Raw genomic sequence first — 26,166 nt, 5'->3', positions numbered from 1 at the left:
GCGCATGCTACGTGAAATCGGCAGCGGCTGCCTTGTCGCCAGCTTGGCGGCGACAAGGCCTGTTGCCTCAACGCCGCAGCGCTTCGCTCAACGCCGAGGTTGCGCCATCGGCGGTGGTGACGGTCGCGGTGAAGCTTTGCAGCCCTTCGCTTTGCACAAGCGCCTGGGCAAACCGCGCCTGCCCCTTGGCATCGCTGTTGACCAGCACTTCACCCAGATACTGCTCGGCCTCGGTCGCCTCAGCGCGGGCATTACCGAACAGCTCGACCCGCAGCAGGCTTGACGCCGGCCCCCGCACCTCGCCGCGCAGCACGTTGCCATCCAGGGCAAGCAGTGTCGGCGGCTGCTGGTTGTGGTTGGGCAGCGGCTGGCAGGGTTTGGGCTCGCCCTTGGCGTCGCAGATGATCGCCTGGTCCTGCTTCGCCAATTGCGCCCCGACACCGCGCGAGCCCACGTACAACGCATGGGCCTGGGCCGGCACGCCGAACACGATGGCGCCGGTGCGCTGGTTGGCCACGCACGAGCCGCCCGCTTCGCAGCGGCGGATATCCTGGCTGTTGCCCCAGATGCGGTTGGCGGTAAGGCGGGTGGCGGTGATGTCCGGCTCCGGGCGCAGCGCCACGCCGATGCGGTTGCCGTGGATCAGGTTGCCGTCGAGGATATTGCCCTCGCCGGTGACGCTGACGCCGATGGAGTTGCCGCTGAAGGTGTTGGCGGCCAGGTAGTTGCGCTTGCCCCAGTTGATCTGCAGGCCGTCGGAGTAGTTTTCGAAGCGGTTGCGCACCACGCTGTTGTCGTTGCCCAGCAGGATTTCGATGCCCTGGGAGGGCTCCGGGTTGGCCGGGGTGGAGCGGAACAGGTTGTCGGCCACCAGGTTGAAGGCCGCGCCACGGGTCAGCTCCAGGCCATCGCCGTTGTCGATCAGCTGGTTGCGCAGGACCTTGTTGTTGTTCGTGGTGGTGGCGGTCGGGTTGCCGGCGCCATCGTCGCCGGTCAGCATGATCCCGGCGCCGCCCTTGTTGGCGACGATCCGGTTGTCTTCGATGACGTTGTGGCTGGCGCGGTTGACCAGGATGCCGATGCAGAAGTTGCGCACCTCAAGGCCCTGGATGTGCACGCCCTGGGTATCGCGTAGCACCAGGCCGGGGTTGGTGGTGGTGCGCACGTTGGTGCCGAACTGGCCGGGCAGGGCGCCGGGGCAGGTGTGCACGCCTTCATCTTTGATGTAACCCGAGCCGTCGATGGCGATGAACTGGCCGTCGCGGGCCCAGGCCAGGCCGGTGATACTGACCGGCCCCTTGATTTCTGGCAGCGCCTGGGCCGGGCGGATCACATGGGGCGGCTTGCCCACGGCGGCGATCTCGATACGGTAATGGCCGGGGTTCTGGTTGCTGGTTTCGATGGCCCAGCGCAGGGTGCCGGGTTGGCCGTCGTCGGCATAGCGATTGACGGTCAGCGTCTGCATTTCGGCAGGCGCAACGGCGTGGGCGGACAAGGGGAGCAGCGGCAGCAGGGCTGCCAGCGCAGGCATCAAGCGCATGGTGCGGGGTTCCACTGACTGTTGTTTTTATGCGCCGCGCCGTGTTCGGGCGGCCTGTCTGAGGCGCGATTCTAGGGCAGCCACGCAGCTTCGCGGCGCCGTGGCAGGTGAATCGGTGCGGTATTCGCCCGCTGTTTGCCGTTCGACTGTCGGTATTCGAACTCATTGAAACTTTGGCGAAGGGGCGTGGGTCGACCCACTGTCGGCACGATTTCCCGTGTCTTTTGCGCAAGGAGACATCCCATGAGTGGCACCAAAGACAAAGCCAAAGGGCTGGCCAACGAGGCCGTGGGCAACATCAAGCAAGGCGTCGGCAAGGTGACCGACAACGATCGGCTGCGCGCCGAAGGCAAGGCCCAGGAGCTCAAGGGCGAGGCGCAGCAGGCGGTGGGCAAGGCCAAGGATGCGCTGAAGAAGCCTTGACCTGCCGGGCCTGATCGCGGGGCAAGCCGCTCCCACCCCGACCGCATCAGCTCAAGCTATGCGCTTATCCTGTAGGAGCTGGCTTGCCAGCGATGAGGCCCGTACTGGCAACTCAAGACACCCGCTCCCACGGTTGCGTGGGAGCGGGTGTGGCGTTTTTCTTCACCTGCGCACTGAGCAACCACAGCGGCGGCAGGGTCTATTAGACTTGTCTGCATTGACAGGCCTCCCCAGTAGTGAGCCAAACCCTCAGATGATCAAGCGGCGAAAGGAGACGCTATGATTTTCCCCGACCTGCGCGGCCTGCCCCTGCACCGCGTGCTGGTGCGCACCGTCAAGGAGTTCCTTGACGACGAGATGTCCACCTACGCCTCCGCGCTGGCCTACCAGATGCTGTTCTCGCTGTTCCCCTTCCTGCTGTTCCTGATCGCCCTGATCGGTTTCCTGCACTTGCCGGATTTCTTCTCCTGGCTGCGCCTGCAGTCGGAGCTGGTGCTGCCACCGCAGGCACTGGAGCAGGTCAACCCGGTGATCGACCAGTTGCAGCAGTCCAAGGGCGGCTTGCTCTCGGTGGGTATCGTGATTGCCCTGTGGACCGCGTCGGCGGGCGTGCGCCTGATGATGAGCGCAATGAACGCCGCGTATGACGTGCCCGAGGGTCGGCCGCTGTGGAAGCGTATTCCGCTGTCGGTGATCTACACCATCGGCATCGCCGGCATGCTGCTGGCCGCCGCTGCGCTGATGGTGCTCGGGCCGCAGGTGATGGAGTGGATCGCCGCCCAGGTGGGCCTGCAGGAGGCGGTGGTCATCGTCTGGACCGTGCTGCGCTGGCCGGCGATCATCATCCTGATGATGGTGGCGGTGGCGCTGATCTATTTCGTGATGCCCGACGTGAAGCAGAAGTTTCGCTTCATCACCCCAGGCTCGGTACTGGCGGTGGTGGTGTGGATCATCGCGTCGTTGGGCTTTGCCTATTACGTGAAGACCTTCGCCGACTACAACGCCATGTACGGCAGCATTGGTGCGATCATCGTGCTCTTGCTGTATTTCTACATTTCTGCCGCGGTGCTGCTGCTGGGTGCGGAGATGAATGCGGTGATCGAGCATATGTCGAGCGAGGGCAAGAACCCTGGCGAGAAGGACTTTGCCCATGACAACCCGCAGGAAACCATCACCGTGCTGGGCCATGAACACCCGGTGACACCCGAACCCCACCCCCACGAGTCGAACACCCGATGATCCGTGACATCCTCAAGATGGGCGACGAACGCCTGCTGCGCATTGCGCCACCGGTGCCCGAGCACATGCTCGGCAGCGCCGAGCTGCAACAGTTGATCGACGACATGTTCGAGACCATGCGCCACGTCGGTGGTGTGGGGCTGGCGGCACCGCAGATCGGTATCGACCTGCAGCTGGTGATCTTCGGTTTCGAGCGCAGCGAGCGCTACCCGGACGCCGAGCCTGTGCCATCGACCATCCTGTTGAACCCGGTGATCACGCCGCTGGCCACGGAGGTCGAGGACGGTTGGGAAGGCTGCCTGTCGGTGCCTGGCCTGCGCGGGGTAGTGCCGCGCTACAAGCACATCAGCTATTCGGGCATCGACCCGCAGGGCAACCCGATCAACCGCTTCGCCGACGGCTTCCATGCCCGGGTGGTGCAGCATGAATGCGACCACCTGATCGGCCGGCTCTACCCCTCGCGCATCCAGGACTTCAGCAAGTTCGGCTACACCGAGGTGCTGTTCCCCGGGCTTGATGTGGCCGAGGACTGAGCCGATACCAGCGCCACCAATGGCTTGCTGCGCCGGTAGCGGGCCAGGCGCGAGGCCAGGGCTTCGGGCAACTGCTCGGTAACGCAAAAACCCAGGCGCTCATAGAACGGTGTCAGTTGCGGCTCACAGAACAGCCAGGTCGGGCCTGCAGTGCCTTGCAGGCCTGCTTCGATCAGCCGTGCCGCCACCCGCTGGCCGCGCCAGTGCGGTGCGACGAACAGCCCGGTCAGCCAGCGGCCACCCGCCATGGGGATCAGGTTCATCCCGGCGATCATGTCGCCTGCACGTGCCACCCACTGCTCGCCCTCGCCGGCAGCGCGCATGCGTGAGCCGTGCTGGCGGTAGAAATGGTCCAGCAGGCGGCGTTGCAGGTGAGGGAGCAGGGTGAAGGTCAGTGTGGGCATGGTCGAAGGCGATGCAAGGGCGGGTAACCATCAGGGCCTGGCTTTGTCGCAGATTGTTGCAAAACCGGCAAGGGTGATTGTCCTACTTCGGGGTTCAACTATTCCGGGCGGGGAGTAGACTTTTCTTCATCCCTCCAGCAGTACGACACAGCGGGATCGGTACTTCGTGCCATCGGCATCGCCGATGACAACTTCTCCGCGCCATTGACGGCATCAGAAGTCACTCGATCAGCTTGATAGCCATCAAGGTCGTTACCCATGAAAGCCTTACTGATTCTTGCATTGGTCGGTATGTCCTCGTTCGCCCTGGCAGACGAGGCCAAGCCCGCTGCCAACCAGCCTGTGGTCGAGCAGTACGACTACTCCACCAACCTCGACATCAAGCGCGTGATCAACCTGTCGACCATCCCCAACGTCTGTGAAGTGGTACCCGCCACCATGACCTACGAGGACCATCAAGGCCAGGTGCACACGCTGCAGTACCGTGCCATGGGTGAGGGTTGCAAGCAGGGTTGAGCCGGGCTGCTTCATCTGCGGCAAGCCGCTTCCCCTGCAGGAGCAACTGTCCTGTGTTACCTGCACGGGCCTCATCGCCGGCAAGCCGGCTCCCACAGGGATTGCACCCTCCTCAAGGGCAGCACTGTACTTGTGGGAGCCGGCTTGCCGGCGATGAGGCCCGTATGGCAATACAACCCAGCGGCCTCTTATCCCTGTTCCGCCATCACCCGGGCAACGATTTCCAGCCCCTGCTTCAACTGGGCGCGGCCCAGTGCCGCCGACAGGCTGATCCGCACCGCCTGCAGCGTCTGTGTGCCAATCGCGAACACACTCGCCGGCACCACCTCGACACCCTGCGCGCGGCAGCGCACCACCAGCGTTTCGGCATCGCCAGGCGTGGCGACCCAGGCATGCGGCGCAGGCACTACACCGGCCACCAGCCGATCACCCAATATCGCCCGCGCCAGGCGCCAGCGTTCGCCGATCTCCTGCTTTTGCCAGGCCAGCCGCCGTGCGGCGGTGCCGTCGGCAATCCACTGGCAGGCGATGTGCAGACTCAACGGCGAAACCGGCCAGTGGGTGGCCTGGGCATGGGGGTCGATCTGTTCGAGCCACTGCGGGCGGGCGGCTATCCAGCCCAGGCGCAGCCCGGCGGCGACCGTCTTGGACAGGCTGCTGATCAGGATGCCGCGGCCTTCGAGCAGCGGATAGAGCGGCGGGCTGTCTGCCAGTGCCCCATACACATCATCCTCGATGACCAAAAGCTGATGGCGCCTGACCACGTCGGCCAGGGCCTGGCGCCGTGCGTCGCTCGGACAGGCACCGGTCGGGTTGTGCAGGGTTGGGCTGGTCACCAGCACCCGAGCACCGCTGGCGCGGGCTACCCGATCCAGTTGCTCTGGGCTCAGGCCCTGCTCATCCAAGGCCACACCGTGCACCGGCAGGCGCAGTTGGCGACAGGCGGCCTTGATGCCCGGGGCGGTCAGCGCCTCGACCATCACCGGCTCACCGGCCTGGCACAGCGACTGCAACACCGTGGTCAGGCCTTGCTGGGCACCGCCACAGAGCATCAGCTCATCCGGCATGAGCGCAAGGCCGCGGTTGGCCAGCCAGGCCGCTCCCTGTATACGGCCGAGCAGCAATTGCTCGGGGCCCAGGTAGTGTTCGAGCAGGGCGGTTTCACCTTGGCCGAGCAGGGCATGCAGGCTGTGTTGCAGGTCCTGGTTATGCGGGTCGGCCACCGGCACGTTGGTCGACAGGTCGATCACAACCCTGCGGTCATCCTGTTGCTTGAGGCGGAACAGTGTCGCTTCCTTGCTCCCCGCCAGCACATAAGTGCCGCGCCCGACTTCACCGGACACCAGGTGCCGCGCCGCCGCCTCACGGTAGGCCTGCTGCGTGGTGCTGGGGTTGAGGCCGAGGGCCCAGGCCAGCCGGCGCTGGGGCGGCAGGCGCTCGCCCACTTTGAGTTCGCCGCGTTCGATGGCCTCGGCAATGGCTGCCACCAGTGCCAGGTAACGCGGCTGGCCGTCATCGGCCAGGGTTGGAGTCCACACGATATTGCCACCCATGCAATATAACTTTGGACCCATACAATGCCCGGCGCTTAGGATCGGTTCAACCTCGTACCGATGAAGGATGATCGTCATGTTCGACCTGCCCGCGCTGCGCGAAGCGGCCACTTACGTCCATCAGCACGTTCCGCCGACCCCTCAGCACGCCTGGCCGCTGCTGGCCGAACGGCTTGGCTGCCAGCTGTGGGTCAAGCATGAGAACCATGCACCCACCGGCGCTTTCAAGGTGCGCGGTGGGCTGGTCTATGTGCGCTCGCTGTTGGCGCAGCCTGTGTTGCCGCGTGGGCTGGTCACCGCCACCCGTGGCAACCATGGCCAGAGCATGGCCTTGGCGGCGCGCCAGGCCGGCCTGCCCCTGGTGATCGTGGTGCCCGAAGGCAACTCGCGGGAGAAGAACGCCGCCATGCGCGCCCTCGGCGCCGAGCTGGTGGAACATGGCGTCGACTTCGACGTGGCGCGTGAAGAGGCGGCCCGCCTGGCTGATGTGCGTGGTTATGCCATGGTGCCGTCGTTCCACCCGGAACTGGTGAAGGGCGTCGCCACTTACGCCCTGGAGCTGTTCGAGGCGGTCGCCGACCTGGATTGCGTGTATGTGCCGATTGGCATGGGTTCGGGCATATGCGGGCTGATCCAGGCGCGCAACCTGCTGGGGCTGCGCACCGAGATTGTCGGTGTGGTCTCCAGCGCGGCGGATGCCTATGCGCAAAGCTTCGAGCAAGGCCGCATCGTCACCACCACCAGCGCCAATACCTTTGCCGACGGCATGGCCTGTCGGGTCCCGCACCCTGAGGCTTTTGCGCTGGTGCGCGAGCATGCCGCACGCATCGTGCGTGTGAGCGATGACGAGATCGCCGCCGCCATGCGCCTGTATCACGAAACCACCCACAACACTGCCGAAGGGGCAGGGGCCGCCGCGCTGGCTGCGCTCATGCAGGAGCGCGGACGCCAAGAAGGTAAGCGGGTGGCGGTGGTGTTGAGTGGGGCGAATGTGGATCGGGAGCGCTATGCGCGGGTGTTGGCGGGTGATGAGGTGTTGTCAATGAACCCTGGGAATTGAGCAGGCGCAATTTTTTCCAATACCGGCGCACCTCGCTCAGTGTTCAATAGCCAACTTCCTTACTGCACCGAGTGCGCCATGCCTTTTTCCAACGGTTTCCTCCTCAGCCTGTCCCTGTGCCTGGACATCGGTGTGGCCAACATCGCCATGATCACCCTGGCCATGCAGCGCGGCTTTCTCCAGGGCTTCTGGCTGGGCCTGGGCACTTGCGTCGGTGACCTGATCTACGCCCTGGCGGCGCTGGCCGGGATGACCGTGCTGCTGCAGTTCGAAGCGGTGCGCTGGACCTTGTGGCTGGGCGGTTCGGTACTGCTGGTGTGGTTTGCCGTGAAGATGCTGCTGGCGGCCTGGCGCGGCGGGCACCTGGAGGGGCGTGGGCAGGTGGTGGTGGAGTCGGGCTGGCGCGAGTTCCTGCGCGGGATTTTCCTGGCCATGTCCTCGCCCAGTGCGATCCTCTGGTTCGCCGCGGTGGGCGGGGTGCTGATCTCCCGCTCGGGTGGCGGCAGCCTGTTGGAGGCCGGGATGTTCCTCGCCGGCTTCTTCGCTGCCGGCTTGCTCTGGTGCCTGTCGCTGTGCGGCATCGCCAGTCATGGCGGGCGCCTGCTTGGGGATCGGCTGCTGACCTGGTCCTACCTGCTGTCGGCGGCGATCTTCTGTTACTTCGCGGTGTATGTGGTGCTTTCCGGCTACCGCGAGTTCATCCTGGCCGCGCCACCTTTGTAGTGGCTCGCATAGTGCTGCGGGGTCACCCCGTGCACGCGACGGAAGGCGCCGATGAAGTGGCTCTGGTCATAAAAGCCCAGGTCGAACGCCACGTCCTGCGGGTGTTGGCCGCCGCGCAATCGGCGCCGCGCCTCGATCAGGCGCAGTTGCATGTGGTACTGCAGCGGCCCAAGGCCGGTGGCTTTCTTGAAGCAGCGCGCGTAGTGGTATTTGCTCAGCCCGGCCAGCTGCGCCAACTGCTCAAGGCCCAGGCGGCTGTCGAGGGACGCGTTCATCGCGGCCAGGCTGCGGCTGACAGCGGCCGATTGCTCGCCGGGCGTGGCCGTGGGTTGCTCGAGCAGCTGCGCCACCAGCAACAGCAAGGCCTGTTCGCGTTCGCCAGCGTCGGCCCGGGCTAGCTCGACCAGGGCTGCAAACAGGCCGGGGTGTTCGAGGATGCCCTGCTCGAATGTCGGGGGCTGGTCGGTTGAGCGCAGGTTGTTGTCACCGATCACCTGGCGCAGGGTGTCGGTCGCCAGGTGCAGGCTGATGTATTCCACGCCGTCGGGGCCGAACGTCGAGGCCTGTACGGCCAATGGGTTGTACAAGGTTACGCGCCGGGCGGGTACCGCCAGTTCGCGACCGTCCAGCCAGATGTGTTCAGCACCGCGCAAATTGGCACCCAGCACGTATTCGTCGTGGGTATGGCGAGCAAAACGCGCACTGCCCTGCGCGTGCACCCACGACAACTCCAGCTGTGCGCAGGCGAGCAGGGGTTGGCTGGTCAACGGCATGGGGCGCTTCCCTCTGGCGGATCTGCGCTACGCTATCGGACCAGCATGGGCCGCTGCAATGGCCCGCCAGCCAATTTTGTGAGGCCTACGACCATGAATACGCTTTCGGTGACCCCCGCTCGCTACGAAGATGGCCGGGCGCTGACCCTCGCCGGCCTCGCCGAGCGCTTCAACATGGCCGACCTCAGCGGGCTGCCGCGCCTGTGGCAGCGCTTCGGGCCGCATATCGGGCAGGTGCCCGGCGCCCATGGCCATGACAGTTATGGTGTGTGCTACAACCCCGACGACCAGGGTGGCTTCGACTATCTGGCCGGCGTTGAGGTGGGTGCGACTGCCGGGTTGCCCACCGGCTTCACTCACCTGACGCTTTCGCCCCAGCACTATGCGGTGTTTGAACACCACGGCAGCCTGCAGGCGCTCAAGGCGACCTTCGACGGCATCTTCCAGCAGTGGCTGCCAGCTTCTGGCGAGCGTTCGGCCAATGCCGCGGTGTTCGAACGTTACCCGGCCGGGTTCGACCCTGCCGACCCTCATGCGATGATGGAAATCTGGATTCCACTCGAGCGCCGATGAGGCGGTGGGAAATTCTTCTGGGCGCTGTCGATTTGCCCGATTCCCGTTCGACCAAGGGTGAACGCAACATCAATGCCGTCGCCCCAAGGTCCGGAGGAAATATCGATGAACAGCGCAGCCGAACATGAAATCCGTCAACTGATCGAGCACTGGGTCCAGGCCGTGCGTGATCGCGATGTCGACAAGATCGTCGCGCCCTATGCCGACGACATCCTCGCCTTCGATGCGATCCAGGCCCTGCAGTTCAAGGGCAAGGCCGCCTACCGCGCGCACTGGGAAATGTGCATGGGCTTTTGCACCGGCCCCATGGTGTTCGAAGTGGCGCAACTGACCGTGCACGCCGATGGCGACCTGGGCCTGGCCCACTGGCTCAACCGCTGCGGGCCTTCTGACGATGAAAGCCAGTGTGGCTTCATGCGGGCCACGGTGGGGTATCGGCGCCAGGCGGGTCAATGGCAGGTCATCCATGAGCATTGGTCGGCACCGTTCGACATGGAAACGCAAAAAGCCCTGTTCGACCTCAAACCCTGACCCCTGTCGACCGCCCATCGCCACCTCACGCTGGAGACGATCATGAAATACCTGTGCCTGGTCTACTGTGATGAAGGGCTGCTGCACAGCCTGCCCGACAGCCCCGAAGACGCCGAATGCATGGCCTACGCCGAGTCCATCCAGGGTTCCGGGCGCATGCTCGCCGCCGAGGCGCTCAAGCCTGTGCAGACCGCGACCACGGTGCGCGTGCGCGGTGGGCAGATGAGCCTCACCGACGGCCCGTTTGCTGAAACCAAGGAGCAACTGGCGGGCTTCTACCTGGTCGATGCCCGCGACCTCAACGAGGCGCTGAATATCGCCAAGGGCATCCCGGCGGCGCGGGTCGGCAGTGTTGAAGTGCGACCCGTACGCGAACTGCAACCCTGACGGAGAACAACAATAATGACACTGGCGCAACCGCTACAGGCCCAGCACGAACTGTCGATCAGCCGCCTGATCGACGCCCCGCCGGCCAAGGTGTTCCGGGCCTGGACCGAACCCCAATGGCTGATGCAGTGGTGGGGGCCGCATGGCATGACCACCCCGGAATGCGAGATGCAACTGTGGGCCGGCGGGCTATTCCGCACCTTAATGCGTGCGCCTGACGGCAGCGAGTACCCGCATCAGGGCGTGTTCCTGGAAATCCACCCACCGCACCGGCTGGTCTTCACCGACGCCTTCCGCCCAGGCTGGGTGCCGTCGGACAAAGCCTTCATGACCGCCGTGGTTACCTTCGACGAGGAGCATGGCAAGACCCGCTACACCGCGCGCGCCTGGCACTGGAGCGCCGCCGATTGCCGCGCCCATGAAGAAATGGGCTTTCATCAGGGCTGGGGAGAAAGCCTGGACCGCCTGGTGGAGGTAGTGACCCAGCGGATGCCGGACTGATGGCCGTGCCGGCGCAGGTGCGCGAGGAGGTAGAGGCGGTCTACCGCCGCGACTCTCGGCGCATCCTGGCGACCCTGATTCGCCTGCTGGGGGATTTCGACCTGGCCGAGGAGGCCCTGCACGATGCCTTCTTCATTGCCGTCGAGCGCTGGCAGCGTGACGGCATCCCTGACAATCCGCGGGCCTGGCTGGTCTCGACGGGGCGCTTCAAGGCCATCGATGCCCTGCGCCGACGTGCCCGTTTCGACCGTTCTCAGGCCGACCTGATCATGCTGTTGGAAGCCGAGGCCCACGACCCGGGTGACGAAGAGCTGCTGGCCGACGATCGTCTGCGCCTGATCTTCACCTGCTGCCACCCGTCGCTGGCCTTCGATGCCCAGGTGGCGTTGACCCTGCGCGAGGTGTGCGACCTCACCACCGAGCAGATCGCCCGGGCCTTCCTGCAGAGCCCGACGACCATCGCCCAGCGCATCGTGCGCGCCAAGGCGAAGATCCGCGATGCCAGCATCCCCTACCAGGTGCCCGCCCTGAACGAGCTGCCCGAGCGCCTGGAAAGTGTGTTGCGGGTGATTTACCTGGTGTTCAACGAAGGCTATTCGGCGTCAACGGGCGAAGACGTGGTGACCCAGGCGTTGACCGACGAAGCTATTCGCCTGGGCCGGCTGGTTGGGCAGTTGCTGCCGGATGCCGAGGTGCTCGGGCTGCTGGCGCTGATGCTGTTGCAGGCTTCGCGGCAGCAGGCGCGCAGCGATGCCGATGGCGAACTGGTGGTGCTCGATGAGCAGGACCGCGGCCTGTGGGATCGCGCGCAGATCGAGGAAGGTTGCCAGTTGGTGCAGCAGGCGCTGCGCAGCCGGGCGTTCGGGCCCTACAGCTTGCAGGCGGCGATTGCCGCAGTACATGCCGAGGCGCCCAGCGCCGAAGAGACGGACTGGGGCGAGATTGTCGGTTTGTACGAGGTGCTGCAACGGCATTGGCCGTCACCGGTGGTCGAGCTCAACCGTGCGGCAGCGCTGGCCCGTCGGGATGGCGCGCAGGTGGGCTTGCAGGCGGTGGAGGCGATTCTGGCGCGGGGCGAGCTGGGTGATTATCACCTGGCGCATGCCGCGCGGGGCGAGCTGCATTGGCAGCTGGGTAATGAGGAGCAGGCGCGGGAGGCTTGGCAGCAGGCGCTTGCGCTGACCCGGCAGGGGCCGGAGCGGCGGCACATCGAACGGCGCTTGAGCAGGTTGGGAGGACGCTTCGCGGGTAAACCCGCTCCCACAGGTTAAGCGTTGCTTTCAACGTGGCGCAGAACCTGTGGGAGGGGGGGTTACCCGCGAAAAAGCCAGCACTGAAATCAGCTGGCGACGAAATTCGGCGGGCTCACCAGTTCGACCGTCTGCTGTTTGCGCGGCGCGAGGATCTCGGCCTCACCCTGGACTACCAGCTCATCGTTCTGGTTGTACACATTGGTGGCGATGCGCACCTTGAACTTGGGCAGTTTTTCGAGAATTTCCAGGCGCACGGTCAGGGTATCGCCGATCTTCACCGGCTTCTGGAAGCTCATCTGCTGGCCCAGGTAGATGGTGCCGGGGCCAGGCAGGGTGCAGGCCACCGCAGCGCTGATCAGCGCACCGCTGAACATGCCGTGGGCGATACGCTCCTTGAACATGCTCTTGGCGGCGAACTCGGCGTCCAGGTGCACCGGGTTGTGGTCACCGGACATGGCGGCGAACAGCTGGATGTCGCGTTCTTCCACGGCCTTCTTGTACTCAGCTTTCTGGCCGACTTCGAGGGCTTCGTAAGGCGTGTTGCTGACCTGGGTCATCGGGGCTTCCTTGTGGGGCGGGCGAGGGTGCCTATCATTCACTGCGGGCAGGGCGGCCAAGGGCCAGCGCCTGCTCCAGCCAGCCGATGATATCGGCACAGACCTCGTCGCGATGGGTTTCATTGAGCACTTCGTGCCGTGCGCCAGGATAGACGCGCAACTGCACATGGCGGTTGCCGGTCGCGCGCAGGGCGTCGGCCAGAACCGTGAGACGCTTGCCGGCACTCACCGGATCACATTCGCCGCCAATTACCAGCAACGGCAGGTTCGGATCGATCTGGGCGAGGTGCTTCGCCTGGCTGATCTGCGTCAGGCCCTGGAGCAGGTCCAGCCACAGTTGGTTGCTGCAGCGAAAGCCGCACAGTGGGTCGGCAATGTACTTGTCCACCTCGTCCGGGTCGCGGCTGAGCCAGTCGAAGGCGGTGCGGTTGGGTTTGAACGCCTTGTTGAACGCGCCGAACGACAGCCAGTCGATCAGCGCGCTCTTGCCCAGCGGCCCCTGGCGCCAGGCTTCGAGCCGGGCAATCAGGCGCGCGCTGCGGTACAACGCTGCCGGCTGGAAGTTCGAGCCGCTGAGGATCGCGCCCTGCAGGCTGGCACTGTGGTGCAGCAGGTAGGCCTGGGCGATGTAGCTGCCCATGCTGTGGCCGAACAGGAACAGCGGCGTGCCGGGAAACTGCTGGCCGATGTGCTGGGCCAGCAAACCCAGGTCGTTGACTACGGCATTCCAGCCATTGTGGCTGGCGAACAGGCCGAGGTGGCCCAGCTCGGCGGTACGCCCGTGGCCGCGCAGGTCTGGCGCGAACAGGGCGTAACCGGCGTCATTCAGAGCATGACCAAGGCGCTGGTAGCGCCCGGCATGCTCGGCCATGCCATGGGCCAGCAACACCACGGCCTTGACCGGTGTGGCCGGCAACCATTGGTGCACGTACAGGCTGCAATGCTCGCTGGCGGGCAGCCAGAAGGCGTCATGGGGCATGGCGGGTCCTTGCGCGCAGAGTTCGAAGGACAGTGTATGCGCAAAGGCCACAATTGCAGGAAGGGCATAAATAAGATTCACAATGTTAATGGCAGCACTTGGCGTATTTGCCACCTCGGGCCGAACTGCTAACGTCGGCAGAACGCCTTTTTGCCACCTGGCATCAAGGTCAGGGAAGGTCCCGGCAGAGGAACAACAATAAATGCAAGCCGATTTCTGGAACGACAAGCGCCCGGCGGGCGTGCCTTCCACACTGGATTTGACGGCCTATGCGTCGGTCGTCGATGTCTTCGAGCGCTCCTGCAAGCGCTTCGCCGACCGCCCGGCGTTCAGCAACCTGGGCGTGACGCTCAGCTATGCAGAGCTCGAACGCCACTCCGCGGCCTTCGCCGCCTGGCTGCAGCAGCATACCGACCTGGTACCGGGCGAGCGCATCGCGGTGCAGATGCCCAACGTGCTGCAGTACCCCATCGCCGTGTTCGGTGCCCTGCGTGCCGGGCTGGTGGTGGTCAATACCAACCCGTTGTACACCGCACGCGAGATGCGCCACCAGTTCAAGGACTCCGGGGCCCGCGCGCTGGTGTACCTGAACATGTTCGGCAGCCGCGTGCAGGAAGTGTTGCCCGACACCGGCATCGAGTACCTGATCGAGGCGAAGATGGGCGACCTGCTGCCCGCTGCCAAGGGTTGGTTGATCAATACCGTGGTCGACAAAGTGAAGAAGATGGTGCCTGCCTATCAACTGCCCCAGGCGGTGTCGTTCAAGCAGGTGCTGCGCCAGGGGCGTGGGCTGACCTACAAGCCGGTGCCGCAAGTGCACGACGATATCGCCGTGCTGCAGTACACCGGCGGTACCACTGGCCTGGCCAAGGGCGCGATGCTCAGCCACGGCAACCTGGTGGCCAACATGCTGCAGGTACTGGCTTGCTTTGCCCAGCACGGCCCCGATGGCCAGCCGCTGATCAAGGAAGGCCAGGAGGTGATGATCGCGCCGCTGCCGCTTTATCACATCTATGCGTTCACCGCGAACTGCATGTGCATGATGGTCACCGGCAACCACAACGTGCTGATCACCAACCCCCGCGATATCTCGGGCTTCATCAAGGAGCTGGGCAAGTGGCGGTTCTCGGCGCTGCTGGGGTTGAACACACTGTTCGTCGCCTTGATGGACCACCCCGGCTTCAAATCGCTGGATTTTTCCGCACTCAAGGTCACCAACTCCGGTGGTACGGCGCTGGTCAAGGCCACCGCCGAACGTTGGGAAACCTTGACCGGCTGTCGCATCGTCGAAGGCTACGGCCTCACCGAGACGTCCCCGGTGGCCAGCACCAACCCTTATGGCCAGCAGGCGCGCCTGGGTACCGTGGGCATCCCGGTGGTTGGCACGGCGTTCAAGGTGATCGACGACGAGGGCAACGAGCAGCCGTTGGGCGAGCGCGGCGAGTTGTGCATCAAGGGGCCGCAGGTGATGAAGGGCTACTGGCAGCAACCGGAAGCCACGGCCCAGGCGCTGGATGCCGAAGGCTGGTTCAAGACCGGCGACATCGCCATCATCGACCCGGACGGTTTCACCCGTATCGTCGACCGCAAGAAGGACATGATCATCGTCTCGGGTTTCAACGTGTACCCCAACGAAATCGAGGACGTGGTGATGAATCACCCGCAGGTGGCCAGCTGTGCGGTCATCGGCGTGCCGGACGAGCGCTCTGGCGAAGCGGTCAAGCTGTTCGTGGTGCCGCGTGCCGGGGGGGTGAGCGTCGATGAGCTCAAGGCTTACTGCAAGGCCAACTTCACCGGTTACAAGGTGCCCAAGCACATCGTGCTGCGCGATTCATTGCCGATGACGCCAGTGGGCAAGATCCTGCGCCGGGAGTTGCGCGACATCGCCTGAGGCTTTGAAGGTCCTGTGGGAGCAGCTCTTAAAAGCAGCGCTATTCCTGTAGGAGCGGCCTTGTGTCGCGAAAGGGGAGCGCAGCGCCCCCAGGATCTGGAAGTACACCCCTCAATCGCCGGGGCCGCTGTGCGGCCCATTCGCGACACATGGCCGCTCCTACAGGGTGGATGTAACGCTCTAGCCCGGTGCATTCAGCCGAATTTGCGACATTTTGGCTAAATACTCTAAAAATGACCTGTATATTTCTTTGAGTCATTTTTGTGACCATGAGGCCTGTTTCGGCCTCTAGGCGACCCCTGGCAAAGCTGTTACTCTCGGCGCGCTTTCCGAGGATCCGGTTTGCAATGAACCGGCTTCGCATATCAATAATAAGCGCATCGACGCGTACCGAATTCGCTGTTGCTGAAGGAGCGGGCTTCCATGATCGAACATTTTTGGAAGGATAAGTACCCAGCCGGGGTCACGGCGGACATCAATCCTGACGAATTCCCCAATATCCAGGCGGTTCTCAAGCAATCCTGCCAACGCTTTGCCGACAAACCAGCCTTTAGCAACCTGGGCAAGACCCTCACCTACGGCGAGCTGTATGCGCTGTCCGGTGCCTTTGCCGCCTGGCTGCAGCAGCATACCGACCTGAAACCGGGCGACCGTATCGCCGTCCAGCTGCCCAACGTCCTGCAATACCCTGTCGCCGTGTTTGGCGCCATGCGTGCCGGGCTGATCGTGGTCAACACCAACCCGCTGTACACCGCGCGGGAGCTGGAACACCAGTTCAACGATTCCGGCGCCAAGGCGCTGGTGTGCCTGGCCAACATGGCGCACCTGGCCGAAAAAGTCGTGCCCAAGACCCAGGTCAAGCACGTCATTGTCACCGAAGTGGCCGACCTGTTGCCACCGCTCAAGCGCCTGCTGGTCAACAGCGTCATCAAGTACGTGAAGAAAATGGTGCCGGCCTACAACCTGCCGAACGCCGTGCGCTTCAACGATGCGCTGGCCCTGGGCAAAGGCGGTGCTGTGACCGAGGCCAACCCGCAGGCCAACGATGTGGCAGTGCTGCAGTACACCGGCGGCACCACCGGCGTGGCCAAGGGCGCGATGCTCACCCACCGCAACCTGGTGGCCAACATGCTGCAGTGCCGCGCGCTGATGGGCTCGAACCTGCATGAAGGCTGCGAGATCCTCATCACCCCGCTGCCGCTGTACCACATCTACGCCTTCACCTTCCATTGCATGGCCATGATGCTGATCGGTAACCACAACATCCTCATCAGCAACCCGCGCGACCTGCCGGCCATGGTCAAAGAGCTGGGCAAGTGGAAGTTCAGCGGCTTCGTCGGCCTGAACACCCTGTTCGTCGCCCTGTGCAACAACGAAACCTTCCGCAACCTGGACTTCTCGGGGCTGAAGATCACCCTGTCCGGTGGCATGGCCCTGCAACAGAGCGTTGCAGAGCGCTGGCGCACGGTGACTGGCTGCGCCATCTGTGAAGGCTACGGCATGACCGAGACCAGCCCGGTAGCATCGGTCAACCCGTCCGAAGCAAACCAGGTCGGCACTATCGGTATCCCGGTGCCTTCGACCCTGTGCAAGGTCATCGACGACAACGGCCAGGAACTGCCGTTGGGCGAAGTGGGCGAGCTGTGCATCAAGGGCCCGCAGGTGATGAAGGGCTATTGGCAGCGCGAAGAGGCCACCGCCGAGATCCTCGACAGCAACGGCTGGCTGAAGACCGGCGACATTGCCGTGATCCAGCCGGACGGCTACATGCGCATCGTCGACCGCAAGAAGGACATGATCCTGGTCTCGGGCTTCAACGTGTACCCCAACGAGCTTGAAGACGTGCTCGTCGCCTTGCCGGGCGTGCTGCAGTGCGCGGCCATCGGCGTGCCTGACGAAAAATCCGGCGAGGTGATCAAGGTGTTCATCGTGGTCAAGCCGGGCATGACCCTGACCAAGGAGCAGGTGATGGAGCACATGCGTGCCAACGTCACCGGCTACAAGGTGCCGCGCTACATCGAGTTCCGCGATGCGCTGCCGACCACCAACGTCGGCAAGATCCTGCGCCGCGAGCTGCGTGATGAAGAGCTGAAGAAGCAGGGCCTGAAGAAGATTGCCTGATTGCCTTCACCTGCCCCTTCGCGGGTAAACCCGCTCCCACAGGTACTGCACCGTACCTGTGGGAGCGGGTTTACCCGCGAAGGGGCCAGTGAAAATCAGCGCAGCTTTTCAAGCATCTGGTAGTACCACATCCCCGCCGCCAGCAGCGGATTCCCCAGCAAGTCCCCCATCGGCACCTTGATGTGCTTGCACGCCGCAAAGGTGTCGAATTTCTCCAGCGTCCCGGTCAATGCCTCAGCCATGATCTCGCCCATGATGTGGCTGGTGGCGATGCCATGCCCGGAATACCCCTGGCAGTACCACACGTTGTCCGACAGCTTGCCCAGCTGCGGGATGCGGTTGACCACGATGCCCATGGCGCAACTCCATTGGAACTCGATCGGCACGCCCTTGAGCGCCGGGAAGGTGCGTTCGATGCACGGGCGCAGCTCGGCCTCGATATCCCGCGAATCACGCCCGGAATAGTTGGCGCCACCGCCGAACAGCAGGCGCTTGTCGGCGGTCAGGCGGTAGTAGTCGAGGACGAAGCGGCAGTCGTACACCGCCAGGTCCTGGGGGTTGATCTGCGCGGCCAGCTCACCCAGTGGCGCGGTGGTGACGATGCCGCCCATGGCCGGGAAAATCTTGCCCTTGAGCTGGCGCTTTTCCAGCTTGTGGTACACGTCACCCGCCAGCATCACCTGGCGCGCCTCGATCCGGCCCTGGGCGGTGACCACCGCCGGGCGCGGGCCGTGGACGATGTCCAGCACCTCGGAGTTTTCGAAGATCAGTGCGCCCAGGCCGTGGGCCGCGCGGGCCTCGCCCAGGCACAGATTGAGCGGGTGCAGGTGCAGGTTGCGGCGGTTCTTCAGCGCGCCGATATACAGCGGGCTTTGCAGGTGCTCCGCCATGGCGGCGCGGTCGAGCAATTGCACCTGGTCGCCCATGCCGCGGCGCTGGGCCTCGGCCTCGAAGGCGCGCAGTTCGTTCAGGTGCGAGGGTTTCATCGCTGCATGCAGGTGGCCACGCTTGAGGTCGCAGGCGATGCCATAGCGCTCAACCCGCTGCTCGATGATCTGGTGCCCGCGCCAGCGCAGGTGCCAGATGAAGTCGTCCACGTCGGCACCCAGCCGGTCACGCATCTGCGTGCGCATGGCCTCGTCGCCCGACAGGCTGCCGGTGACTTGCCCGCCGTTACGCCCGCTGGCGCCCCAGCCGATGCGATTGGTCTCGACGATGGCCACCTTCAGGCCACGCTCGGCCAGTTCCACGGCGGTGGCCACGCCAGTGAAGCCGCCGCCGATGATCGCCACGTCGACCTGCACCGTGCCCTTGAGGGTGGGGTATTCGGTATGGTCGTTGAGGGTGGCGCTGTAGTAGGACGGCGCGCGCTGGGCCGGGCCCTTGTTCACTGCTGCGTTCATGAGTGTTCCTTGTTGTAATTCGTCGGTCAGGCCTGGTGCAGGTACCAGCGCCAGTCCTGCTCGCCCACCTCGGCCATGAACTGGCGGTATTCGGCGCGCTTGACCTTCAGGTAGACACCGAGGAAGGCATCGCCGAGTGCTTCCCGGGCCCAGGTCGAACGCTCCACGGCATCCAGGGTGGTGAGCCAGTCGGTGGGCAGGTGTTCGGTGGCCTGGGCATAGCCGTTGCCTTCGACCGGTGCGCCCGGGTCGAGCTGCTCGCGAATGCCCTGGTGGGTGGCGGCAAGAATCGCTGCGGCGGCCAGGTAGGGGTTGGCGTCGGCGCCGCAGATGCGGTGCTCCACATGCCGGCTGTTGGCCGGGCCGCCCGGCACACGCAGGCTGACGGTGCGGTTGTCGACGCCCCAGGTCGGTGCCAGCGGCGCATAGCTGTTGGCCTGGAAACGGCGGTACGAGTTGGCGTTGGGGCAGAACAGCAGCAGCGATTCGCGCAGGTGGCGCAGCATGCCGGCGACCGCCTGGCGCAGCAGCGGTGTGCCGGCCTTGTCCTCGCTGGCGAACAGGTTGTTGCCATCGGCATCGGCCAGGCTCAGGTGCATGTGCATGCCGGTGCCGGCCAGTTGGGCGAAGGGCTTGGCCATGAAGCAGGCCTGCATGCCGTGGGCGTGGGCCACGCCTTTGACCAGGCGTTTATAGCGCACGGCCTGGTCCATCGCCTCCAGCGCATCGCCATGCTCCAGGGTGATTTCGACCTGCCCCGGGGCATATTCGGAGATCGCCGTGCGTGCCGGGATGCCCTGGGCCTTGCAGGCGGCATACAGGTCGGCGAGGAAGGGTTCGATCTGCTCCAGTTCGCGCAGGCCATACACCTGCGTCGTGCGCGGTCGCCCGCCGTCGTTGTCCAGCGCCGGTTGCGGACGACCCTGGGCGTCGCGCTGCTGGTCGAGCAGGTAGAACTCCAGCTCGCAGGCCATCACCGGGTGGTAGCCGTCGGCCTTGAGCGCATCGATGGTGCGCAGCAGTACGTGACGCGGGTCGGCGATGCTGGCGGGCATGCCTTCGCTGGGGTGCATGCTGACCTGCACCGCCGCGGTCGGTACCCGGCGCCAGGGCAGGCGTACCAGGCTGCCGTCCAGGGGGTAGGCGCGGCAGTCGATGTCGCCGACGTCCCAGACCAGCCCGGAGTTTTCCACGTCGTCGCCGTTGAGGGTGAGGCCGAGGATGGTGCTGGGCAGCGGGCGACCGGTTTCAAACACCGCCAGCAGTTCATCGCGGTGCAGCAACTTGCCGCGTGGCACGCCGTTGGCGTCGAGGATGAACAGTTCGATCAGGTCGATATCGGGGTTGTCGGCCAGGAAACGCCTGGCTTGCTCTGCGGGTGCAAAGTGCATGGTGGATTCGCTCGCGCCCATGGGCGCACAGGGCCGCCGTGCGGATACGGTCGGCTGTACTGAAAAGGTCGGCAGTCATGCCGCAACGGGTCAGTGGGTAACGAGCGAGGTGTCCGGTGGGCGCGCGTGGCGGCAATGCCACAGGGCCCAGAAGGCGAGGATGATATGCACCAGCGGATTCTCGCCGGCACGGGCCCTGGCCTTCGGCAGCGAAGGGTTTGGCAGCGGGCGGGCGATAAGCGGGTCGGGGAGCATGCTCTGGATACTCACATGGCGCGTAAGGTTGATTAAAGCAGTGAATGGCGACGTTCATTCCGTGCTTGGCTAAACATTGGTGCTGGCTTCTTCGCGGGTGAACCCGCTCCCACAGGGCCCTGTGGGGGCGGGTTTACCCGCGAAAGGGCCTGCGCAGACAGCAAAAACCCGGCAAATCTGCGACAATCCCGCCCCTTCGAATGCCGATCATGAATAAGCAGCGCCCGCTGCATCATTAAAAAGCCCCATGACAGACCACGCCATCGACCAACTGCTGAACAACCTCGACCACGCCATGATCGCCGACCGCCATCGCCTGCGGCGGCAGCTGCATGAGCTGCGCAAGCGCCCCGACGAGGCCAGGCTTGCGCAGTGGGTGGAGAAGGTCCAGGCCTCTTTCGCCCAGGTCACCGCGCGCCAGCAGAGCGTGCCGAGCATCCGTTACGACGACAGCCTGCCGATTGCCGCCAAGCGTGACGAGATCAAGAAAGCCCTGGCCGAACACCAGGTGCTGGTGATTGCCGGCGAGACCGGTTCGGGCAAGACCACCCAGTTGCCGAAGATCTGCCTGGAGCTGGGGCGCGGCAGCCATGGCCTGATCGCCCACACCCAGCCCCGGCGGATCGCCGCGCGCAGCGTGGCGGCGCGGGTTGCCGAAGAACTCGGCACGCCGCTGGGCGCGCTGGTCGGTTACCAGGTGCGTTTCGAGGACCAGAGTGACTCGAACACCCTGGTCAAGCTGATGACCGACGGCATCCTGCTGGCCGAAACCCAGCACGACCGCTTCCTCGAACGCTACGACACGATCATCGTCGACGAGGCTCACGAGCGCAGCCTGAACATCGATTTCCTGCTCGGCTACCTCAAGACCCTGCTGCACCGTCGCCCGGAGCTCAAGCTCATCATCACCTCGGCGACCATCGACCTGGAGCGCTTCTCCAAGCACTTCGACGGCGCGCCGATCATCGAGGTGTCCGGGCGCACCTACCCGGTGGACACCTGGTACCGCCCGTTGACCAGCGAGCAGGACGAGGAGGGCAACCAGATCGAGGACGACCTCTCGGTCGACCAGGCGATCCTCGCCACCCTCGACGAAATTGCCCAGCACGAACGTAGCCAGGGCAAGGGCCCGGGCGATGTGCTGGTGTTCCTGCCCGGCGAGCGCGAGATCCGCGACGCCGCCGAGATCCTGCGCAAGGCGCAACTGCGCCATACCGAGATCCTGCCGCTGTATGCGCGCCTGTCGCCGGCCGAGCAACAGCGGATCTTCCAGTCCCACAGCGGCCGCCGCGTGGTGCTGGCGACCAACGTCGCCGAAACCTCGCTGACCGTGCCGGGCATCCGCTACGTGATCGACAGCGGCACCGCACGCATCAGCCGCTACAGCTACCGCGCCAAGGTCCAGCGCCTGCCGATCGAGGCGGTGTCCCAGGCCAGCGCCAACCAGCGCAAGGGGCGTTGCGGCCGGGTCGAACCGGGCATCTGCATCCGCCTGTACAGCGAAGAGGACTTCAACGGTCGGCCGGCGTTCACCGATCCGGAAATCCTGCGTACCAACCTGGCGGCGGTGATCCTGCAGATGCTGCACCTGCGCCTGGGGGCCATCGACGCTTTCCCGTTCATCGAACCGCCGGATGGCAAGGCCATCAGCGACGGCTTCAACCTGTTGCAGGAGCTGTCGGCGGTCAACCGCGAAAACCAGCTCACGCCGCTGGGCCGCCAGCTGGCGCGCCTGCCGATCGACCCACGGCTGGGCCGCATGCTCCTTGAAGGCGCCCGCCTGGGCAGCCTGCAAGAGGTGTTGATCGTTGCCAGTGCGCTGTCGGTGCAGGACCCACGCGAACGCCCGCCGGAGCGCCAGCAGGCGGCCGACCAGGCCCACGCCCAGTGGAAGGACGTCGATTCCGACTTCGCCGCCTTGGTCAACCTGTGGCGCGGTTTCGAGGAACAGCGCCAGGCGCTGACTGCCAACCCGCTGCGCAACTGGTGCCGGAAGAACTTCCTCAACTACCTGCGCCTGCGCGAGTGGCGTGACGCTCACCGTCAGTTGGCGCTGATCTGCCGCGACCTGCAGCTTACGGTGAACAAAGATCCCTGCGATTACCCGCGCATGCACAAGGCGATCCTCAGCGGCCTGCTCAGCCAGATCGGCCACAAGGCCGAAGAGGGCGACTACCAGGGCGCGCGTCAGCGTCGCTTCTGGATTCACCCCTCGTCCGGCATTGGCCGCAAGCGCCCGCAGTGGGTGATGGCCGCGGAACTGGTGGAAACCACCAAGCTGTACGCGCGCATGGTGGCCAAGATCGAGCCGGACTGGATCGAGCCGCTGGCCACCCACCTGGTCAAGAAGAATCACTTCGAGCCCCATTGGGAGAAGAAGCGCGGCCAGGTGGTGGCTTACGAGCAGATCACCCTGTACGGGCTGATCGTGGTCGGCCGCCGGCCGGTGCACTTCGGCCCGATCGACCCGGCCACCTCACGGGAGCTGTTCATCCGCGAAGGCCTGGTCGGCGGCGAAATCCAGTCGCGGGCCAAGTGCCTGGCGGCCAACAAACGCTTGCTCGAGCAGCTCGACGAGCTGGAAGCCAAGGCCCGTCGGCGCGACATTCTTGCCGATGAAGAGACGCTGTACGCCTTCTACGAGGCGCGCCTGCCGCAAGAGATTCACCAGACTGCGACCTTCGATGCCTGGTATCGGATGACCAGCCAGAAGGATGCCAACCTGCTGATCATGCGCGAGGAAGATGTGCTGGCCCGCGAGGCCAGCGAGGTGACCGCCGCGCAATACCCGGACCACCTGCAAGTGGGCGAGCTGCGCCTGTCGCTGAGCTATCACTTCGAGCCCAATCACCCGCGTGACGGCGTGACCGTGCGGGTGCCGGCGCCGCTCTTGCCGAACTTGTCGGGCGAGCGCCTGGAATGGTTGGTGCCGGGGCTGCTGGAGGCCAAGTGCATTGCCCTGGTGCGCAACCTGCCCAAGGCCCTGCGCAAGAACTTCGTGCCGGTGCCGGACTTCGTCAAGGCGGCGCTGTCGCGCATGACCTTCGGCCAGGGCGGCCTGCCCCAGGCGCTGGGGCAGGAGTTGCTGCGCATGACGGGAGCACGGGTGTCCGACGAGGCTTGGGCTGAAGCTGCCGAGTCAGTGGAAGGCCACCTGCGCATGAACATCGAAGTGGTCGACGCGCAGGGCAAGTTCCTCGGTGAGGGCCGTGACCTGGCCGAGCTGACCGCGCGCTTCGCCGCCGCCAGCCAGGCCGCGTTGGCCTTGCCGCGCAACGAGAAGGCCGAGCAGCCGGTGCAGGCCAAGGCCTTCACCCAGGTGGCGCAGACCGCTCAGCAGAAGATTGCCGGGCTGTCGATGACCGTCTACCCGGCGTTGGTCGAGGACAACGGCACTGTGCGCGAGGGGCGTTTCTCCACCCAGGCCGAAGCCGAGTTCCAGCACCGCCGCGCGTTGCAGCGCCTGTTGCTGCAGCAGCTGGCCGAGCCGGCCAAGTTCCTGCGCGGCAAGCTGCCGGGGCTGACCGAGCTGGGCTTGCTGTACCGTGAGCTGGGGCGGGTCGAGGCGTTGGTGGAGGACATCCTGCTGGCCAGCCTAGACAGTTGCATCCTCGAAGGTGAAGCGCCACTGCCCCGCGACGGTGCCGGCCTGGCCTCGCTGGCCGAGCGCAAGCGCGGCAGCTGGGCCGAGCATGCCGAGCGTCTGGCGCGCCTGACCCTTGAGGTGCTGAAGTTGTGGCATGGCCTGCAGAAGCGCTTCAAGGGCAAGATCGACCTGAGCCAGGCGGTGGCGCTGAACGACATCAAGCAGCAACTGGCCAACCTGGTCTATCCGGGGTTCGTGCGTGAGACGCCCGGGGTTTGGTTCAAGGAGTTGCCGCGTTATCTCAAGGCGGTGGAGCTGCGCCTGGAGAAACTGGGGTCGCAGGTGCAGAAGGACCGCGTGTGGAGCGGTGAACTGGCCAATTGCTGGGCGCAGTACAAGGCCCGTGCCGACAAGCATGCCCAGGAGGGCAAGCGTGACGAGCAGTTGGTGATGTACCGCTGGCTCCTGGAGGAGTACCGGGTGTCGTTGTTCGCCCAGCAGTTGGGGACCAAGGTGCCGGTTTCCGACAAACGACTGAGCAAGCAGTGGAGTCAGGTGGAAGCCTAACCATTGCAAGTTGTGGCAAACTTGACGGAATTTGCGGCCGCTGTGCGGCCGTTCGCGGGTAAACCCGCTCCCACATGAACTGTGGGAGCTGGCTTGCCAGTGATCGAGGGCGCAGCCCTCGCCTGTAAATTGGCACCAAGGTGCCATTATGTTGCCCTTTTCCCGGCCTGCGCCGCATGGCGATGGCCTTTGACCAGAGGAACGACCGTGCACAACGTCGTGATCAGCGGCACCGGCCTGTATACCCCGGCCCAGAGCATTTCCAACGAAGAACTGGTGGAATCCTTCAACACCTGGTCGCAGCAGTTCAACCAGGACAACGCCGCGGCCATCGAGCGCGGCGAAATCGAGGCGGCGCCTTTGTCCGACGCGGCCTTCATCGAGAAGGCCTCGGGCATCAAGAGCCGCTTCGTGATGGACAAGGCCGGCATCCTCGACCCACAGCGCATGAAGCCGCGCCTGGCCGAACGCAGCAACGACGAGCCTTCGGTGCTGTGCGAAATGGCCGTGGCCGCCGCCCGCCAGGCGCTGGAGCGCGCCGGCCGCACCGCCGCCGATGTCGACGGGGTGATCGTCGCCTGTTCCAACCTGCAGCGCCCGTACCCGGCCATCGCCATCGAAGTGCAGCAGGCACTGGGTATCCAGGGCTTCGCCTTCGACATGAACGTGGCCTGTTCCTCGGCCACCTTCGGCATCCAGACCGCCGCCAACAGCGTGCAGCTGGGCCAGGCGCGTGCGGTGCTGATGGTCAACCCAGAAGTCTGCACTGGCCACCTGAACTTCCGCGACCGCGACAGCCACTTCATTTTCGGCGACGCCGCCACGGCCGTGCTGATCGAGCGTGCCGACCAGGCCACCTCGAAGCACCAGTTCGACATCGTCAGCAGCAAGCTGTGGACCGAGTTCTCCAACAACATCCGCAACAACTTCGGTTTCCTCAACCGTGCGGCGGAGGAGGGCGAGGGCGCAGCGGACAAACTGTTCATCCAGGAAGGCCGCAAGGTGTTCCGTGAGGTGTGCCCGAAGGTGGCCGAGATCGTTGGCCAGCACCTCGAAGAGAACGATCTGCAGCCCAACGACGTCAAGCGCTTCTGGCTGCACCAGGCCAACCTGAGCATGAACCACCTGATCGTCAAGAAGCTGCTGGGGCGCGAGGTGGCCGAGGAAGAGGCACCGGTGATTCTGGACCGCTATGCCAACACCAGTTCGGCAGGCTCGGTGATTGCCTTCCACCTGTACCAGGATGACCTGGCCCCGGGTTCGCTGGGGGTGTTGAGTTCGTTTGGTGCGGGGTACTCGATTGGTAGCGTGATTCTGCGCAAGCGCTGATCTTCGGGTTCGCCTGTATCGGCCCTATCGCCGGCAAGCCGGCTCCCACAGGGGTGAGACTTACCCTGTGGGAGCCGG

General features: G+C 64.8%; 23 protein-coding genes. 15 read left to right on the top strand and 8 right to left on the bottom strand.

The features are described from left to right. Positions 1 to 67: 67 nt before the first annotated feature. Positions 68 to 1,540, bottom strand: coding sequence for a right-handed parallel beta-helix repeat-containing protein (locus L6D77_RS03245; protein WP_232880855.1), 1,473 nt, complete (start codon positions 1,538 to 1,540; stop codon positions 68 to 70). Between the two features lie 243 nt (positions 1,541 to 1,783). Between L6D77_RS03245 and L6D77_RS03240 the strand changes: the two genes are divergently transcribed. From L6D77_RS03240 to def, 3 genes are all read left to right on the top strand, one after another. Then, on the top strand, positions 1,784 to 1,963 hold the full coding sequence (locus L6D77_RS03240) for a CsbD family protein (RefSeq protein ID WP_125465105.1): 180 nt from the start codon (positions 1,784 to 1,786) through the stop codon (positions 1,961 to 1,963). 279 nt (positions 1,964 to 2,242) lie between these two features. Further along, on the top strand, positions 2,243 to 3,202 hold the full coding sequence (locus L6D77_RS03235) for a YihY/virulence factor BrkB family protein (protein WP_153785857.1): 960 nt from the start codon (positions 2,243 to 2,245) through the stop codon (positions 3,200 to 3,202). Continuing rightward, the gene (gene def, locus L6D77_RS03230; RefSeq protein WP_232880866.1) at positions 3,199 to 3,735 is read left to right on the top strand and encodes a peptide deformylase; all 537 of its coding nucleotides are present in this window, start codon (positions 3,199 to 3,201) and stop codon (positions 3,733 to 3,735) included. The genes L6D77_RS03235 and def overlap by 4 nt, the downstream gene beginning before the upstream one ends. Here def and L6D77_RS03225 read toward each other — a convergent pair. After that, positions 3,690 to 4,139 carry a GNAT family N-acetyltransferase gene (locus L6D77_RS03225; RefSeq protein WP_232880868.1) on the bottom strand — a complete coding sequence of 150 codons (450 nt, stop codon included), beginning with the start codon at positions 4,137 to 4,139 and terminating at the stop codon, positions 3,690 to 3,692. The genes def and L6D77_RS03225 overlap by 46 nt on opposite strands. A 258-nt stretch (positions 4,140 to 4,397) precedes the next feature. Here L6D77_RS03225 and L6D77_RS03220 point away from each other — a divergent pair, with 258 nt between their 5' ends. Then, positions 4,398 to 4,655, top strand: a complete 258-nt coding sequence (locus tag L6D77_RS03220) for a DUF2790 domain-containing protein (RefSeq protein ID WP_232880880.1) — start codon at positions 4,398 to 4,400, stop codon at positions 4,653 to 4,655. A gap of 188 nt (positions 4,656 to 4,843) precedes the next feature. On the opposite strand, the gene L6D77_RS03215 is transcribed toward L6D77_RS03220, so the two are convergent. Then, positions 4,844 to 6,208 carry an aminotransferase-like domain-containing protein gene (locus L6D77_RS03215; protein ID WP_232880882.1) on the bottom strand — a complete coding sequence of 455 codons (1,365 nt, stop codon included), beginning with the start codon at positions 6,206 to 6,208 and terminating at the stop codon, positions 4,844 to 4,846. Positions 6,209 to 6,284: 76 nt separating this feature from the next. On the opposite strand from L6D77_RS03215, the gene L6D77_RS03210 reads away from it, so the two are divergent. Together L6D77_RS03210 and L6D77_RS03205 are read left to right on the top strand one after the other, a co-directional pair. Continuing rightward, the gene (locus tag L6D77_RS03210; RefSeq protein WP_232880884.1) at positions 6,285 to 7,268 is read left to right on the top strand and encodes a threonine dehydratase; all 984 of its coding nucleotides are present in this window, start codon (positions 6,285 to 6,287) and stop codon (positions 7,266 to 7,268) included. A gap of 78 nt (positions 7,269 to 7,346) precedes the next feature. After that, on the top strand, positions 7,347 to 7,991 hold the full coding sequence (locus tag L6D77_RS03205) for a LysE family translocator (protein WP_232880887.1): 645 nt from the start codon (positions 7,347 to 7,349) through the stop codon (positions 7,989 to 7,991). On the opposite strand, the gene L6D77_RS03200 is transcribed toward L6D77_RS03205, so the two are convergent. Beyond that, positions 7,955 to 8,764 carry a helix-turn-helix transcriptional regulator gene (locus tag L6D77_RS03200; protein ID WP_232880889.1) on the bottom strand — a complete coding sequence of 270 codons (810 nt, stop codon included), beginning with the start codon at positions 8,762 to 8,764 and terminating at the stop codon, positions 7,955 to 7,957. The genes L6D77_RS03205 and L6D77_RS03200 overlap by 37 nt on opposite strands. 93 nt (positions 8,765 to 8,857) lie before the next feature. Here L6D77_RS03200 and L6D77_RS03195 point away from each other — a divergent pair, with 93 nt between their 5' ends. From L6D77_RS03195 to L6D77_RS03175, 5 genes are all read left to right on the top strand, one after another. Continuing rightward, a complete protein-coding gene (locus L6D77_RS03195; protein WP_232880891.1) occupies positions 8,858 to 9,337 on the top strand; it encodes a GyrI-like domain-containing protein in 480 nt (159 codons plus the stop codon). A 105-nt stretch (positions 9,338 to 9,442) separates the two neighbouring features. Beyond that, the gene (locus tag L6D77_RS03190; protein ID WP_232880892.1) at positions 9,443 to 9,868 is read left to right on the top strand and encodes a YybH family protein; all 426 of its coding nucleotides are present in this window, start codon (positions 9,443 to 9,445) and stop codon (positions 9,866 to 9,868) included. 42 nt (positions 9,869 to 9,910) lie between these two features. Further along, a complete protein-coding gene (locus L6D77_RS03185; protein WP_232880894.1) occupies positions 9,911 to 10,255 on the top strand; it encodes a YciI family protein in 345 nt (114 codons plus the stop codon). A gap of 15 nt (positions 10,256 to 10,270) precedes the next feature. Beyond that, a complete protein-coding gene (locus L6D77_RS03180) occupies positions 10,271 to 10,756 on the top strand; it encodes an SRPBCC family protein (RefSeq protein WP_232880896.1) in 486 nt (161 codons plus the stop codon). Beyond that, positions 10,756 to 12,027, top strand: coding sequence for an RNA polymerase sigma factor (locus L6D77_RS03175; RefSeq protein WP_232880898.1), 1,272 nt, complete (start codon positions 10,756 to 10,758; stop codon positions 12,025 to 12,027). Before L6D77_RS03180 ends, L6D77_RS03175 begins: the two co-directional genes overlap by 1 nt. Before the next feature lie 68 nt (positions 12,028 to 12,095). Here the strand turns inward: L6D77_RS03175 and L6D77_RS03170 are convergent, their stop codons facing one another. Both L6D77_RS03170 and L6D77_RS03165 read right to left on the bottom strand, forming a co-directional pair. Continuing rightward, positions 12,096 to 12,566, bottom strand: a complete 471-nt coding sequence (locus L6D77_RS03170; RefSeq protein WP_232880900.1) for a MaoC family dehydratase — start codon at positions 12,564 to 12,566, stop codon at positions 12,096 to 12,098. 34 nt (positions 12,567 to 12,600) lie between these two features. Next, complete coding sequence (locus tag L6D77_RS03165; RefSeq protein ID WP_232880902.1) at positions 12,601 to 13,545, bottom strand: alpha/beta hydrolase; 945 nt, start codon at positions 13,543 to 13,545, stop codon at positions 12,601 to 12,603. 202 nt (positions 13,546 to 13,747) lie between these two features. Here L6D77_RS03165 and fadD2 point away from each other — a divergent pair, with 202 nt between their 5' ends. Both fadD2 and fadD1 read left to right on the top strand, forming a co-directional pair. After that, positions 13,748 to 15,436, top strand: a complete 1,689-nt coding sequence (gene fadD2 / locus L6D77_RS03160) for a long-chain-fatty-acid--CoA ligase FadD2 (RefSeq protein WP_232880914.1) — start codon at positions 13,748 to 13,750, stop codon at positions 15,434 to 15,436. Positions 15,437 to 15,859: 423 nt separating this feature from the next. After that, positions 15,860 to 17,557 carry a long-chain-fatty-acid--CoA ligase FadD1 gene (fadD1, locus tag L6D77_RS03155; protein WP_232880928.1) on the top strand — a complete coding sequence of 566 codons (1,698 nt, stop codon included), beginning with the start codon at positions 15,860 to 15,862 and terminating at the stop codon, positions 17,555 to 17,557. A gap of 95 nt (positions 17,558 to 17,652) precedes the next feature. Here fadD1 and L6D77_RS03150 read toward each other — a convergent pair whose 3' ends face one another. Together L6D77_RS03150 and L6D77_RS03145 are read right to left on the bottom strand one after the other, a co-directional pair. Continuing rightward, the gene (locus L6D77_RS03150) at positions 17,653 to 18,960 is read right to left on the bottom strand and encodes an NAD(P)/FAD-dependent oxidoreductase (protein WP_232880930.1); all 1,308 of its coding nucleotides are present in this window, start codon (positions 18,958 to 18,960) and stop codon (positions 17,653 to 17,655) included. Between the two features lie 26 nt (positions 18,961 to 18,986). Next, positions 18,987 to 20,351, bottom strand: coding sequence for a glutamine synthetase family protein (locus L6D77_RS03145; RefSeq protein WP_232880932.1), 1,365 nt, complete (start codon positions 20,349 to 20,351; stop codon positions 18,987 to 18,989). Positions 20,352 to 20,853: 502 nt separating this feature from the next. Between L6D77_RS03145 and hrpA the strand changes: the two genes are divergently transcribed. Further along, complete coding sequence (gene hrpA, locus L6D77_RS03140; protein ID WP_232880946.1) at positions 20,854 to 24,759, top strand: ATP-dependent RNA helicase HrpA; 3,906 nt, start codon at positions 20,854 to 20,856, stop codon at positions 24,757 to 24,759. Positions 24,760 to 24,966: 207 nt separating this feature from the next. Further along, complete coding sequence (locus L6D77_RS03135; RefSeq protein WP_125465084.1) at positions 24,967 to 26,088, top strand: beta-ketoacyl-ACP synthase III; 1,122 nt, start codon at positions 24,967 to 24,969, stop codon at positions 26,086 to 26,088. Positions 26,089 to 26,166 lie beyond the last annotated feature (78 nt).

Source organism: Pseudomonas parasichuanensis, from assembly GCF_021601385.1.
In the GTDB taxonomy this organism is placed as follows: Bacteria; Pseudomonadota; Gammaproteobacteria; order Pseudomonadales; family Pseudomonadaceae; genus Aquipseudomonas; species Aquipseudomonas parasichuanensis.
Note: the sequence above shows the minus strand (reverse complement) of the source record. Positions and strands in the feature narration are given on the sequence as shown.